This window comes from Micromonospora desertarenae (genome assembly GCF_056150265.1).
This window is the reverse complement of record NZ_JAXCFQ010000014.1, coordinates 129,487-143,389: the sequence shown is the minus strand read 5'-3', so window position 1 is coordinate 143,389 and position 13,903 is coordinate 129,487. Positions and strand designations below refer to the sequence as shown.

At 73.2% G+C, this 13,903-nt stretch carries 11 protein-coding genes; 2 read left to right on the top strand and 9 right to left on the bottom strand.

The features are described from left to right. Positions 1 to 85: 85 nt before the first annotated feature. The 9 genes from SM577_RS25615 to SM577_RS25575 form a co-directional block, all read right to left on the bottom strand. On the bottom strand, positions 86 to 541 hold the full coding sequence (locus SM577_RS25615; protein WP_302917237.1) for a DUF4231 domain-containing protein: 456 nt from the start codon (positions 539 to 541) through the stop codon (positions 86 to 88). A gap of 102 nt (positions 542 to 643) precedes the next feature. After that, positions 644 to 1,324 carry a response regulator gene (locus tag SM577_RS25610; RefSeq protein ID WP_302917238.1) on the bottom strand — a complete coding sequence of 227 codons (681 nt, stop codon included), beginning with the start codon at positions 1,322 to 1,324 and terminating at the stop codon, positions 644 to 646. Continuing rightward, positions 1,321 to 3,873 carry a DUF4118 domain-containing protein gene (locus SM577_RS25605; protein ID WP_474581739.1) on the bottom strand — a complete coding sequence of 851 codons (2,553 nt, stop codon included), beginning with the start codon at positions 3,871 to 3,873 and terminating at the stop codon, positions 1,321 to 1,323. Before SM577_RS25605 ends, SM577_RS25610 begins: the two co-directional genes overlap by 4 nt. Positions 3,874 to 3,947: 74 nt before the next feature. Further along, positions 3,948 to 4,829: a potassium-transporting ATPase subunit C gene (locus SM577_RS25600; protein ID WP_474588167.1), complete on the bottom strand. Its 882-nt coding sequence runs from the start codon at positions 4,827 to 4,829 to the stop codon at positions 3,948 to 3,950. Then, positions 4,829 to 7,021, bottom strand: coding sequence for a potassium-transporting ATPase subunit KdpB (kdpB, locus tag SM577_RS25595; RefSeq protein ID WP_474588166.1), 2,193 nt, complete (start codon positions 7,019 to 7,021; stop codon positions 4,829 to 4,831). Before kdpB ends, SM577_RS25600 begins: the two co-directional genes overlap by 1 nt. A gap of 20 nt (positions 7,022 to 7,041) precedes the next feature. Next, positions 7,042 to 8,697, bottom strand: coding sequence for a potassium-transporting ATPase subunit KdpA (gene kdpA / locus SM577_RS25590; protein WP_474588165.1), 1,656 nt, complete (start codon positions 8,695 to 8,697; stop codon positions 7,042 to 7,044). Next, on the bottom strand, positions 8,697 to 8,786 hold the full coding sequence (locus SM577_RS25585) for a potassium-transporting ATPase subunit F (protein WP_302917243.1): 90 nt from the start codon (positions 8,784 to 8,786) through the stop codon (positions 8,697 to 8,699). Before SM577_RS25585 ends, kdpA begins: the two co-directional genes overlap by 1 nt. Positions 8,787 to 9,156: 370 nt before the next feature. Beyond that, a complete protein-coding gene (locus tag SM577_RS25580) occupies positions 9,157 to 9,912 on the bottom strand; it encodes a YwiC-like family protein (protein WP_474588164.1) in 756 nt (251 codons plus the stop codon). A gap of 3 nt (positions 9,913 to 9,915) precedes the next feature. Further along, positions 9,916 to 10,644 (bottom strand): helix-turn-helix transcriptional regulator, encoded by a 729-nt coding sequence (locus SM577_RS25575; protein ID WP_302917245.1) that lies wholly within the window; start codon positions 10,642 to 10,644, stop codon positions 9,916 to 9,918. Positions 10,645 to 10,795: 151 nt separating this feature from the next. Between SM577_RS25575 and SM577_RS25570 the strand changes: the two genes are divergently transcribed. Beyond that, entirely contained in the window at positions 10,796 to 11,233 is a 438-nt protein-coding gene (locus SM577_RS25570) for a hemerythrin domain-containing protein (RefSeq protein WP_474588163.1), read from the top strand. Between the two features lie 420 nt (positions 11,234 to 11,653). Next, a complete protein-coding gene (helR, locus tag SM577_RS25565) occupies positions 11,654 to 13,789 on the top strand; it encodes an RNA polymerase recycling motor ATPase HelR (RefSeq protein ID WP_474588194.1) in 2,136 nt (711 codons plus the stop codon). Positions 13,790 to 13,903: the final 114 nt, after the last annotated feature.

Sequence of the window (13,903 nt, the reverse complement as noted above, 5' to 3'; positions counted from 1 at the left end):
TGGCCGGCGAAATTGCCTCACTTCCCTGCATTAAAACAAACCGCAGATGCGAAAACGACTACAAATATCCGACTCAAGGACACGTCTAGTTCGGCAACGACCGGCCCGGCTCCGCGCGCTCCTGGGCGATTTGCGCCCATCGCTGCATTTCATCGCCTTCGATCCGGGTCACCGCCTTCACGAGTTCGACGTCGCGCAGGGCCGGATCGTCGTACGGGTGCGCGCCCACCCGATAGAGCCGGCGCTGTTCCTCCACCGCTTCCCGCGCCTGACTGAACCGCAGGTAGTTCTCCTGCCACTGGAACACCGCGCGGCACCCCGCGATGACCACCAGGAGCGAACCCAGAATCGCGGGAATCTGCGGGCGACTCGGCACGAGCAGAGCGGCGAGCGGGATCGCCGCGGAGAGCACCACGGTGGTGAGTTCCGATATCCGGTGTGACCGGCGGGAGCGCTTCGCGGCCACCAGATACCACCGGTACGAACCGTCGGCGACCTCCACTGCGTAGGAACGCTCGGTGCGAGCGTCGTTCGGTTCCACGACCATGGCACACCCCATCGCTCGGAACTCCCGACCATTCCGATGATCCCCGTTCGGTCAACAGCGGGCCATCACCCGCTCGCCGGGCCTGAGGAAGCGGCCTCACGGGCGGAAGCGGTAGCCCATTCCCGGTTCGGTGATGAGGTGCCGGGGGCGGGACGGGTCGTCCTCCAACTTGCGGCGCAGTTGGGCCATGTACTGGCGCAGGTAGTTGGTCTCGTTCTGGTACTCCGGCCCCCACACGTCGTGCAGCAACTGCCGCTGGCTGACCAGCTTGCCGGGGTGGCGCAGCAGCTTCTCCAGCACCGCCCACTGGGTCGGGGTCAGCCTGACCTCGGTGCCGTCGTCGCGGCTGACCGTGCGGTCGGCGAGGTCGACGGTGTGCCGCCCCACCCGCAGCGTCGCGCTGGCGTCGGTCGTGGCACCGAGCCGCCGGGTGACCGCCCGGATCCGGGCGAGCAGCTCCTCGACGCCGAACGGCTTGGTCACGTAGTCGTCCGCCCCCGCGTCCAGCGCCTCCACCTTGTCCTCGCTGCCGGCCCGCCCGGAGAGCACGATGATCGGCACGCCGGTCCAGCCGCGCAGGCCGCGGATCACCTCGACGCCGTCCATGTCCGGCAGGCCGAGGTCGAGAACGACCAGGTCGGGCGGGTGGCTGGCGGCGGCCTTCAGCGCGCCGGCGCCGGTGTCGGCGACCTCGACGTCGTACCGGCGGGCGCGCAGGTTGATCCGCAGCGCCCGCAGGATCTGCGGCTCGTCGTCGACGACCAGGACCCGTGTCATTCCGGTGGTCCCTCCACCAGGCCGTGGCTGGCGGCCGGCAGCCGCAGCACCATCGTCAGTCCACCACCCGGCGTGGTCTCCGGGGTGAGGCTACCCCCCATCGCCTCGGCCAACCCGCGGGAGAGCGCCAGCCCGAGCCCCACCCCCGTCTGGTTGTCCCGGTCGCCGAGGCGCTGGAACGGCAGGAACACGTGCTCCCACTGGTCCTCCGGAATGCCCGGGCCGGTGTCGATGACCCGCAGCTCGACCTGGCCGGCGTGGGCGCTCGCGGTCACCGTGGGCGGCTGGTCGGGCGGGCTGTACCGCAGGGCGTTCGCGATGAGGTTGACCAGCACCCGCTCCAGCAGACCGGGGTCGGCGGTGGCGGCGGGCAGGTCGGCCGGGATGTCGGCGGTGACGCCCGCGGCCGGCGGCCCGAGTTCGTCCAGGGCGCGCGGCACCGCGTCCTCCAGGCCGATCGCGGCCGGGGTGAGCCCGAGCACGCCCGCCTGGAGCCGGCTCATGTCGAGCAGGTTCGCCACCAGCCGGGCCAGCCGGTCCAGCGACTCCTCGGCGGTCGCCAGCAACTCCGCCCGGTCCTCCTCGTCGAACTCCACGTCCGGGCTGCGCAGGCTGGTCACCGCCGCCTTGGCCGAGGCGAGCGGGGTACGCAGGTCGTGGCTGACCGCGGCCAGCAGCGCCGTCCGCATCCGGTCGGCCTCCGCCAGCGGCCGGGCCGTCGCCGCCTCCTCGGCCAGCCGCTCCTGCCGCAGCGCCACCGCGGCCTGGGCGGCGAACGCCTCGACCAGCCGCCGGTCGGCGGCCGCCAGCCGGCGGCCGGTGAGCACGATGGTGATCCGCTCGTCGACCGGCACCGTCGTCTCCCCCGCGTCCGGGGTGGTCGCCGGCCGCTCGCCGACGCTCGCCACCACCCGCCAGGCCCGCTCCTCCCGGGTGCGGGCCGGCCGTCCGGTGGCCTCCTCGGCGAGTTCCAGCATGCTGACGGCGCGCAGCCCGAACGTCTCGCGGAGCTGGTCGAGCAGCGCGGTCAGCGGCCGCCCGCCGCGCAGCACCCCACCGGCCACCGTGGCGAGGGTCTGGGCGTCGGCAGCGGCACGGGCGGCCTCCCGGGTACGCCGAGCGGCGACGTCCACGACCCAGCTGACCGAGACCGCCACCCCGACGAAGACGGCCAGCGCGAGCAGGTTGTCCGGCTCGGCGATGGTCAGCGTGTGGAAGGGCGGCGTGAAGAACCAGTTGAGGATCAGCGAGCCGCCGAGCGCGGCGACCAGCGCCGGCCAGAGCCCGCCGACCAGCGCGACGGCGACCACGCCGGCCAGGAAGAGCAGGATGTCACTGGCCAGGGTGAGGTCCGGCAGGACCCTGAGCAGCAGGGTGAGCAGGGGAAGGCCGAGCGCGGCGAGGGCGTACCCCAGCAGTCGCCGGCGCCGGGACAGCGCCGCCGGCACCCCGACGGCCCGGCGCCCGCGGCCAGCCTCTGTGTGGGTGACCAGGTGCACGTCGATGGCGCCGGACTGGGCGATGGTGGTCACCCCGACGCCCCGGGAGAACACCTGGGCGAAGCGACCGCGCCGGCTGGCGCCGAGCACGAGCTGGGTGGCGTTGACGCCGCGGGCGAAGTCCAGCAGCGCGGCCGGCACGTCGGTGCCGAGGACCTGGTGGTACGTGCCGCCGAGGCTCTCCACGAGCACCCGCTGCCGGGCCAGCCGTGCCGGGTCGGCGCCGACCAGGCCGTCGCTGCGGGCCACGTGCACGGCGAGCAGGTCGGCGCCCTTGCCGCGGGCGGCGATCCGCGCGGCCCGGCGGATCAGGGTCTCCCCCTCCGGCCCGCCGGTCAGCGCCACGACCACCCGTTCCCGGGCCTCCCAGGTCTCGGCGATGCCCTGCTGGTCCCGGTAGCGGCCGAGCTGCTCGTCGACCTTGTCGGCCAGCCAGAGCAGCGCCAGCTCGCGCAGCGCGGTGAGGTTGCCGACCCGGAAGTAGTTGCCCAGCGCCGCGTCGATCCTGTCGGGCCGGTAGATGTTGCCGTGCGCCATCCGCCGGCGCAGCGCCTCGGGGGTCATGTCGACCAGCTCGACCTGCTCGGCGGCCCGCACCACCTCGTCGGGCACCGTCTCCCGCTGGACGGTCCCGGTGATCTGCGCGACCACGTCGTTGACCGACTCGAGGTGCTGGATGTTGACCGTGGAGAGCACGTCGATGCCGGCGTCGAGCAGCTCCTGCACGTCCTGCCAGCGCTTGCCGTTGCGGCAGCCGGGCACGTTGGTGTGCGCCAGCTCGTCGACCACGGCGACCTGCGGCCGGCGGGCGAGCACCGCGTCGACGTCCATCTCGGCGAACTCGGCGCCGCGGTACTCGACGGCGCGGCGGGGCACCTGCTCCAGGTCGCCGATCATCGCCGCGGTGTGCTTGCGCCCGTGCGTCTCCACCAGCCCGATCACCACGTCGGTGCCCCGCTCGGCCCGCCGGTGGGCCTCCTCCAGCATGGCGTACGTCTTGCCGACGCCCGGGGCGGCGCCCAGGTAGATGCGCAGCTCTCCTCGTGGCACGGGACCATCCTCTCGCTGCGATGACGGTACGGGGCGGGGCCGCCGAGGAGGCCCCGCCCCGCGCGACCGGAGGCTCAGCGGGCCGGGAACTCCCGGTCCAGGGCCAGGTTGAGCGCCAGCACGTTGACCCCGGGCTCGCCCATGAAGCCGAGCGCCCGGCCGGTGGTGTGCGCCGCGACCAGGCGGCGGACCGCGTCCGGGTCCGCGCCACGCTCCCGCGCGACCCGGTCGACCTGCAACTCGGCGTACGCCGGGGAGATGTGCGGGTCGAGGCCGCTGCCGCTGGCGGTGACCGCGTCGGCGGGCACCGCGGGCTCCGCGGGCGCGTCGCCCCGGATCGGGGTGACGATGCCGCCCTCCGCCACGTAGTCCCGGCCCGGCTCGGCCAGCTCGACCGGGACGCCCTGGTAGCTGGCGAGGAACGGGGTGGCCGGGGCGGTCTGGTTGACGCTCACCGCCCGGGTCACCGGGCCGGTGAGCCCGTCGGCGCGGAACACCGCGAGCACCGCGCCGACCCCGTCCGGGGTGCAGAACGGGCGGCCGCCGTCCACACCGTCGAGGGCGCCGACCGCCTTGCTGCGCGCGCAGACCTGGGTGAGCAGGCTCGGCGTGGACTCCTCGGGGTCGGTGGCGATGGTGTCCACCACGCTCTCCGGGCCGAGGTTGCTGGCCGCGGTGGCGGTGGGGTCGTAGCCGTCGCCGGCGGCGGACGGGCGGCTCTGGAAGTAGCGCGGGACGGGGTTGCCGTCGGCGTCGGTGAACGACTGCCCGATCAGGCGGCTGCCGACGGTCCGCCCGTCGGCGCTGACCAGGGAGCCGGCCGCCCTGCCGTCGAGACCGGGGAGCCGGCCCACGGCGACCAGGGCGAGCGGATAGAGCAGGCCGAGCAGGACGGTGAAGACGAGCAGGGCCCGCAGGGCGGCGAGGTGCTGGGCGAGCCAGCTGGGAAGGCGCATCAGGAGATCCCCGGGATGAGCTGGACGAACAGGTCGATGATCTTGATACCGACGAACGGCACGAGGAGGCCGCCCAGGCCGTAGCGCCAGAGGTTCCGGCTGAGCAGCTTCGACGCGCTCGCCGGCCGGTACCGCACGCCGCGCAGGGCGAGCGGGATCAGCGCGACGATGATGATCGCGTTGAAGATGACGGCGGACAGGATCGCCGTCTCCGGGCTGGCCAGCCGCATGACGTTCAGCGCGTCCAGGCTCGGGTACAGGCCGGCGAAGATGGCCGGGATGATGGCGAAGTACTTCGCCACGTCGTTGGCGATGGAGAACGTGGTCAGCGCGCCCCGGGTGATCAGCAACTGCTTGCCGATCTCGACGATCTCGATGAGCTTGGTCGGGTCGGAGTCGAGGTCGACCATGTTGCCGGCCTCCTTCGCGGCCGACGTGCCGGTGTTCATCGCCACCCCGACGTCCGCCTGGGCCAGCGCCGGCGCGTCGTTGGTGCCGTCGCCGGTCATCGCGACCAGCCGCCCGCCCTGCTGCTCCTTCCGGATGAGGGCGAGCTTGTCCTCCGGGGTGGCCTCGGCGAGGAAGTCGTCCACGCCGGCCTCGTCGGCGATCGCCCTGGCGGTCCGCGGGTTGTCACCGGTGATCATCACGGTCCGGATGCCCATCCGGCGCATCTCGTCGAACCGCTCGCGCATCCCGGACTTGACCACGTCCTTGAGGTGGATGACGCCGAGCGCGCGAGCCGGCTGGCCGTCGAGGTGCTCGGCGACGACCAGCGGGGTGCCGCCGCTGCCGCTGATCGCGTCGACCAGTTCGCCGACCTGGCCGCTCGGGTGCCCGCCGTTGTCGCGTACCCAGGCCAGCACCGCCGCCGCGGCGCCCTTGCGGATCCGGCGTACGCCGCCGTCGACGCTCTCCGCGCCGAGGTCGACGCCGCTCATCCGGGTCTGGGCGGTGAACGGCACGAAGGTGGCGTGCGGCACGACGCCGGGCTCGCGCTCGCGCAGCCCGTACTCGTTCTTCGCGAGCACCACCACCGAGCGCCCCTCCGGGGTCTCGTCGGCCAGGCTGGCGAGCTGCGCCGCGTCCGCCACGTCCGCCGCCGCGACGCCCTCGACGGGCAGGAACTCGTCGGCCTGGCGGTTGCCCAGGGTGATCGTGCCGGTCTTGTCCAGCAACAGGGTGTTCACGTCGCCGGCCGCCTCGACCGCCCGGCCGCTGACCGCCAGCACGTTGCGCTGCACCAGGCGGTCCATGCCGGCGATGCCGATCGCCGACAGCAGGGCACCGATCGTGGTGGGGATGAGGCAGACCAGCAGCGACACCAGCACCACACCGCTGACGCCGGCATCGGTGATCGCTGTCGTGTCCGGCGCCGCCGCCTGGTAGCCCTTGGAGAAGACCGCCAGCGGCTGGAGGGTGACCACCGCGAGCAGGAAGATGATCGTGAGCGCGGCGAGCAGGATGTTCAGCGCGATCTCGTTCGGCGTCTTCTGCCGGTTGGCCCCCTCGACCAGGGCGATCATCCGGTCGACGAAGCTCTCGCCGGGCTGCTGGGTGATCCGCACGACGATCCGGTCGGAGAGCACCCGGGTGCCGCCGGTGACCGCGCTCCGGTCGCCGCCCGACTCCCGGATCACCGGCGCGGACTCGCCGGTGATGGCCGACTCGTCGACGCTGGCGATGCCCTCGACCACGTCACCGTCGCCCGGGATGATCCCGCCCGCCTCGACCAGGACGATGTCGCCCTGCTTCAGCTCCGGGCCCGGTACGGCCTCGTCCCGGTACCGGTTCGCGGGCAGGCCCGGGGTCCAGCCGATCAGGCGGGTGGCGACGGTGTCCCGCTTGGCCTGGCGCAGGGTGGCCGCCTGGGCCTTGCCCCGGCCCTCCGCGACGGCCTCGGCCAGGTTGGCGAAGAGCACCGTCAGCCAGAGCCACCCGGTGATCGCCCAGGCGAACCCGGACGGGTCGGCGACCGCGAGCACGGTGGTGAAGACGGCGCCGATCTCGACGATCAGCATCACCGGGTTGCGCCAGAGCGTGCGCGGGTCGAGCTTGCGCAGCGCGTCCGGCAGGGACCGGAACAGCTGCTTCGGGTCGAGCAGGCCGCCGCCGACCCGGTTGCCCCGGGTCGCGGGCGTCCCGGCGGTCGGCGCGTCGCCGGCCCCCGATGTCACCGACGGGACGGACATGTTCTCGTTCCTCATGGAGATCAGAGCCCCTCGGCCAGCGGGCCGAGCGCGAGGGCGGGCAGGAAGGTCAGCGCGACGAGGATGACCGTGACGCCGACGACCATCCCGACGAACAGGGGTCGGTGGGTCGGCAGGGTGCCCTCGGACGCCGGGGTGGGCTGCTGCCGGGCCAGCGAACCGGCCAGGGCGAGCACGAAGATGATCGGCAGGAACCGGCCGAGCAGCATGCACAGTCCGAGCGCGGTGTCCCACCAGGTGGTGTTCACGGTGATGCCGCCGAAGGCGGAGCCGTTGTTGTTGCTGGCCGAGGTGAACGCGTAGAGCACCTCCGACAGCCCGTGCGGGCCGACGTTCAGCGCGGTGGCGTTGTTGCCGGTGGCGAACGCCGCGGCCGTGCCGATCAGCACCAGCGTCGGGGTGATCAGGAAGTAGAGCGCGGCGAACTTGATCTCGCGGGCGCCGATCTTCTTGCCGAGGTACTCCGGCGTCCGGCCGACCATCAGCCCGGCCACGAAGACCGTGACCACCGCGAGGACCAGCAGGCCGTAGAGGCCGGCGCCGACGCCGCCCGGGGCGACCTCGCCGAGCATCATGTTGACCAGCGGCATCATCCCGCCCAGCGCGGTGTACGAGTCGTGGAACGAGTTCACCGCGCCGGTGGAGGTCAGCGTGGTCGCCGCGGCGAAGGTGGCCGAGTTCGACACGTCGAAGCGGACCTCCTTGCCCTCCAGCGCCGCGCCGACCGCCTGCGGCACGGTGCCGTGGCCGGTCGACTCGAAGACGTTGGTCAGGGTGACGCTGGTCAGCGCGAGGATCGCCATGACGGCGGCGATCGCGTACCCCTGGCGGTTCTGGCCGACCATCCGGCCGAACACCCGGGGCAGGCTGAACGGGATCAACAGGATCAGGAAGATCTCGATCCAGTTGGTCCAGGCCGTCGGGTTCTCGAACGGGTGGGCGCTGTTGACGTTGTAGAAGCCACCACCGTTGGTGCCCAGCTCCTTGATCACTTCCTGGCTGGCCACCGGCCCGCCGGTGATGGTCTGGCTGCCGCCGGTCAGCGTGCTGACGTCGGTGCCGGCGGAGAGGTTCTGCACCACCCCGCCGATCATCAACGCGAGCGCGCCGAGCACCGCGACCGGCAGCAGGATGCGCACGGTGATCCGGGTCAGGTCGACCCAGAAGTTGCCCAACTGCTCCGTCCGGTGCCGGGCGAAGCCGCGCAGCAGGGCCACCGCGACGGCGATGCCGACCGCCGCGGAGACGAAGTTCTGCACCGCCAGGCCGGCCATCTGCACGAGGTGACCCATGGTCGACTCACCCGAGTACGACTGCCAGTTGGTGTTGGTCACGAACGACACCGCTGTGTTCCAGGCTCCGTGCGGCACCACCGGGTCGAAACCCAGGGAGAGCCAGAGCCGGTCCTGCACCCGCTGGAACAGGTAGAGGAACAGCAGCGAGACGGCCGAGAAGGCCAGCACGCTGCGGGCGTAGACGCCCCAGGTCTGCTCGGCGGCCGGGTTGACCCCGACCAGCCGGTAGATCCCGCGCTCGACGCGGGACTGCCGGGTGCCGGCGACCACCCGGTAGATGTGGTCGCCGAACGGCCTGTACACGGCGACCAGCGCCGCCACCAGCGACAGGACGAAGACGGCACCGGCCGTTGTCATGGTCATCAGAAGCGCTCCGGGAACAGCAGGGCGACCACCATGAAGACACCCACACCGATCGCCAGCACCAGGCCGACGGCGTTGACCGCGCTCACCGCTTCTCCACCGCCCGCACCAGGAGGGCGAGGGCCAGGAACAGCCCCACCGTCAACCCCACGAACAGCACGTCAGACACGCCTGACTCCTCCAACCGGACGAGTTCCCGCGGCCGCCTCCCGGCCGCGCCGGGCAATCAAAGCGCCGCCCGAACCGGGCCGACAGGGGCTTTGACGCGACCGTGACGGCGACCGCGCGGTTATTGACGCGGTTTTCACGCGCACCCGGTGAAACCGGCCTCGGGGCCCGGTGCAGGGGGTCGCGGAGGGCGGGTCAGGGTCGGGACGGAGCGCTGGCGACCGGTGCCCAACGAGCCCGGATTGGCCACCGGCCGGAGCGCCGGCGCTCAGAGCGCGATCGAGCCGGCGCTCAGAGCGCGATCAGCACGACCGCGAGCACGAGCAGGGAGCAGCCGATCTCGATCATCCCGACCTGCGCCGGCCGGAGCCCCCGGCCCGGCAGGACCACCGCCCGGATCAGGAGCAGCAGGAAGACCGGCGCGAGCAGCGGGTCCAGCGCCGCCGCGGCGAGCAGCGCGAGCGCGTGGAAGCCGACCGACAGGCGCAGGTAACCGGCGTCACCGCGTTCCCGGATCATGGTCTTGACGTAGAACACGGTGCCGACCAGGTACAGCAGCAGGGCCAGGAACGCGGGGACTACCTCGGCGAGGGGCACCCCGGCGATGGTCGCCAGCACGAAGACCAGCAGGCAGCTCTGCGCCACCGAGGCGAGGTCGTTGAGCAGGGCGCGCTCCCGGCGGCGCCAGGCGTATCCGGCGTTGACCGCCAGCAGCGCGGCGTAGCCCGGGGCGTACCAGAGCACGGCCGGCCGGGCGAGCAGCACGGTCACCGCCAGCGGCGCGGCCACCAGGCCGTAGACCAGCAACTGCTCGGCGAAACGGCGCGGTCGGCGGGTCTTGATCGCCTGGAAGGCGTAGTAGGACAGCAGGTAGCCGGCCAGCCAGGCGCCGAGCAGCGGCAGGTGCGGCCAGCGCGGGCCGACCAGCGCCACCCCGGCGGTGTACGGCAGCAGGAGCATCGCCCAGGCCCCGTGCTGCGGTGGCAGGAAACGGCGCACCCGCCGGCGGGGGCCGACCGGTCGCGCGGTGCTGGTGGCGGCGGACACGGGTCACCTCACGGACGGCACGGGCGCCGGGTCGGCGGCGACCGTGGGCAGGGCCAGCCGCACCACGCAGGCGTCGGGTGCGCCGAATGGTTCGACCACGGCGCCGGTCGCCGGCGCGCCGGCCTGTTCGAGCGCACCCCGGACCACACCGACGTGCAGCGCGCAGATCGTGTCCGGGCTGCGGTTGACCAGTTCCAGGAAGGGGCAGGTGCGCAGGTGGACCTCGACCGTCCCGTCGGCGGTCCGGTGCCGGCGGGGGTCGAAGCCCAGGCCGCGGAGCACGTCGAGCAACGTGTCGACCGGATCGTCGCCGGTGGCGGTCGCGGCCGCGGCGAGGTGGCGCCCCCAGCCCTGGCCGGCGTGGACGGCCTCGGCCCGAGCCGCGCCGGGGTCGCGGCGGGAGAGGTGGTCGAGCAGGGCGGCGGCGAGCGCCCGGTACGGCGCCGGGGCGGGCGCCGCGACGGTGGCGGCCCGGTAGCGCCAGGCCGGCCGCCCCGGCTGGCCACCGCTGGCCCGCGCCCGGACCAGCAGCCCGGCGTCGACCAGGCGGTCCAGGTGGGTGCGGACGGTGGACAGGTGCAGCCCGGTCCGCTCCCCCACCTCGGCGATGGTCAGCCCGGTGTCGGCGTTGCGCACCAGGTCGAGGATCTCGGCCCGGCTGGCGGCGCCGAGCGCCCGATGGCGGCGGGGATCGATCCGCTCGCCGACCGGCCCGTTTCTCGGCGTTTCCACGCTGACCAACGTTACAAGGCAGTAGGTCCGCGAAAACCCGCCAGCGGTGGGCCGACGGTCCCGGTCTTCCGGGTCGTCCGGCCCTGCCGGCGGGGTGCCCGCCGGGCGGACGATGCCGGCAGGCGTCCGACCGGACCGGGAGGTGAGTGCGGTGTGCAACTACTGCGGCTGCCGCGAGTTCCCGCTGATCGGTCGGCTCTCCGCCGAGCACGAGGCGATCGCCAACGCCGCCGGCCGGCTCCGCACCGCGGTACGCGACGGCGGTGACCCGTACGCGGCCCTCGACGACCTGCTCGACCTCCTGCTGCCGCACACCGCCACCGAGGAGCAGGGGCTCTTCGTAGCGCTGCGGGAGGAGGACAGCCTGGCCGACGCGGTGGCCAAGCTCTGCGCCGAGCACGACGACATCCACGGCGTGCTCGGCGGGGTGGACCGCGCGGCGCCGGACTGGCCGGCCGTGCTGGCCGCCCTCGACCGGCTGCACCGGCACATCGACAACGAGGAGCACGGCCTCTTCCCGGCGGCGGTGATCGCGCTGCCGATCCCGGCCTGGGACCGGATCACCCCACCGGCCGGCGCGTCCCGGTAGCACCCGGGCACCGCGATCCGGCGGACCGGCCGCGATCGGAGCGGGTCCGCGGCGGTAGGGCCAGGCCCAGGCGCTCCTCCCCGGCCGGCGGACCGCCGTGGCGTGCCGTCGCGCCGCCGTCCGCGGCGTGCCGTCGCGGCGTGCGGAGGGTCTCCGGGAGGGTCGACGGGCACGAAAAAAGAGGGAATCGCTCCCCTCCATTTTCAAGGTATAGCGGACCGGGGGGCTTGCCGCAAGACCCGGGTCGTGCCGCAGAATCGCTGGCCGAGGTCAGGAACCTCGGGAATTGGGGGGAATTGCGATATGGGTACCGTCTTGTCGACGTCTGGGGCGGATGGGGATGGCGGACCGGTGGCGGGACCCGCGGCCGGTGGCGCCGGAGGCCGCGCGGCCGGCGACACGGCTCCCCCGACCAGCAGCGTGTTCGACCTGCCCGACCAGCTCGCCGCCAAGGCCGACCCAGCGCTGATCGGCCGCGACGAGCAGCACTTCGCGGCCATGGCGGAGAGCCTGGAGCAGGTGTTCGCCGACCTGACCGACCGCCTCGACGCGGCGCGCAGGGCGCCCGGCGGCAAGGGCCGGCAGGCGGTGGACCGGGACCAGGAGATCCGCCGGCTGACCGCCCGCCTGCGTACGTTGAGTCGCTACGGTCTGGACCTCTGCCTCGGGCACATGGTCAGCGCCGACGACCCCGAGCCGGTGTACATCGGACGGCGTGGCCTCACCGACAGCTCGGGGCGTCGGCTGCTGCTCGACTGGCGCTCCCCCGCCGCCGAGCCGTTCTTCGGCGCGACCCACGCCAACCCGATGGGGTTGGCCAGCCGCCGCAGGTACCGCTGGACGAAGGGCCGGATCACCGACTACTGGGACGAGGTGTTCAGCCCGGACGGGTTCGACGGGCACGCCGCCGCGCTCGACGACCAGTCCGCCTTCATCGCCAGCCTCGGCGGCAGCCGGTCGAACCGGATGCGGGACGTGCTCGGCACCATCCAGGCCGACCAGGACGCCATCATCCGCGCCGTTTCGAGCGGCGCGCTCGTGGTGGACGGCGGTCCGGGTACCGGGAAGACGGTCGTCGCGCTGCACCGCACCGCGTACCTCCTCTACGCCGACCCGCGGCTCGGCAGCCGCCGGGGCGGCGTGCTCGTCGTCGGTCCGCACCAGCCCTACCTGGCCTACGTCGCCGACGTCCTGCCCAGCCTCGGCGAGGAGGACGTGCAGATCTGCACCCTGCGGGACCTCGTCCCCGAGGGCGCCGCGGCGACCGTGGAGACCGACCCGGAGGTGGCCCGGTTGAAGTCGTCGGCCGACCTGGTGCGGGCGATCGAGGCGGCCGTCCGGTTCTACGAGGAGCCGCCCCGCAAGGGGATGACGGTCAGCACCGACGATTCCGACATCCGGCTGACCGCCGACGACTGGGCCGAGGCGTTCGACGCACCGGATCCCGGTACCCCGCACAACGAGGCGCGCGACGAGATCTGGGAGGAGCTGCTCACCATCCTGACGGACAGGTACGACGGCGACGAGCCGGAGGAGCTGGTCCGCAGGTCGCTGCTGCGCAACGCGGAGCTACGCCGGGCCTTCAACCGCGCCTGGCCGCTGCTCGACCCGGCCGACCTCGTCGGAGACCTCTGGTCGGTCCCCGCCTACCTGCGCACATGTGCCCCCTGGCTGAGCGCGGACGAGATCCGGACGCTACAGCGCGACGACCCCCGCGCCTGGACCGTGTCCGACCTGCCGCTGCTGGACGCGGCCCGGCAGCGGCTCGGCGACCCGGAGGCGTCCCGACGCCGGCACCGGCACGAGGCCACCGTGGCCGCCCGGCGGGAGCACATGGACCAGGTCGTCGACGACCTGATCGCATCCGACGCGTACGACGACGGCGAAGGCCTGATGACGATGCTGCGTCAGCAGGACCTGAAGGACGCCCTGGTCGACGACGGCGCACTGCCCGGCGCCGAGCCGGACCGGCTCGCCGGCCCGTTCGCGCACATCGTCGTGGACGAGGCCCAGGAGCTGACCGACGCGGAGTGGCAGATGCTGCTGCTCCGCTGCCCGTCCCGGAGCTTCACCATCGTCGGCGACCGCGCCCAGGCCCGGCACGGGTTCACCGAGTCGTGGCAGGACCGGCTCGGGCGGATCGGGCTCGACCGGATCAACCTGGCGTCCCTGACCATCAACTACCGGACGCCGAAGGAGATCATGACGGCAGCCGAGCCGGTCATCCGGGCGGCGCTCCCGGACGCCAATGTGCCGACCTCCATCCGCAGCGGCGGCGTGCCCGTCGTCCACGGGTCCACCGCCGAGCTGGGCCCGATCCTGGACACCTGGCTCGCCGCGCACGCCGAGGGGATCGCCTGCGTCATCGGCGATCCCACCTTCGCCGCGACGTCCCGGGTCCGTTCGCTGACCCCGGAGCTGTCGAAGGGGCTCGAGTTCGACCTGGTCGTCCTCGTCGACCCCGAGACGTTCGGCGACGGCATCGAGGGGGCGGTGGACCGCTACGTCGCGATGACCCGGGCGACCCAGCAGCTGGTCATCCTGACCAGTTCCTGACACCGTGTTCGCCGCCAGCGGTCGGCGGGCGACCCGGCGGGGTGAGCCGGCGCCGTGACGCGGTCGCCCGTACCCGCCTCTCCCGGCCCATGACCGGGGACAGGCGGGTGCGGG

Excerpts from the sequence above, each read along its gene's own strand:
- SM577_RS25610 (WP_302917238.1), bottom strand. The coding sequence starts at position 1,324 with ATGACACGGGTCCTGGTCGTCGACGACGAGCCGCAGATCCTGCGGGCG.
- SM577_RS25600 (WP_474588167.1), bottom strand. The coding sequence starts at position 4,829 with ATGCGCCTTCCCAGCTGGCTCGCCCAGCACCTCGCCGCCCTGCGGGCC.
- kdpB (WP_474588166.1), bottom strand. The coding sequence starts at position 7,021 with ATGTCCGTCCCGTCGGTGACATCGGGGGCCGGCGACGCGCCGACCGCC.
- kdpA (WP_474588165.1), bottom strand. The coding sequence starts at position 8,697 with ATGACCATGACAACGGCCGGTGCCGTCTTCGTCCTGTCGCTGGTGGCG.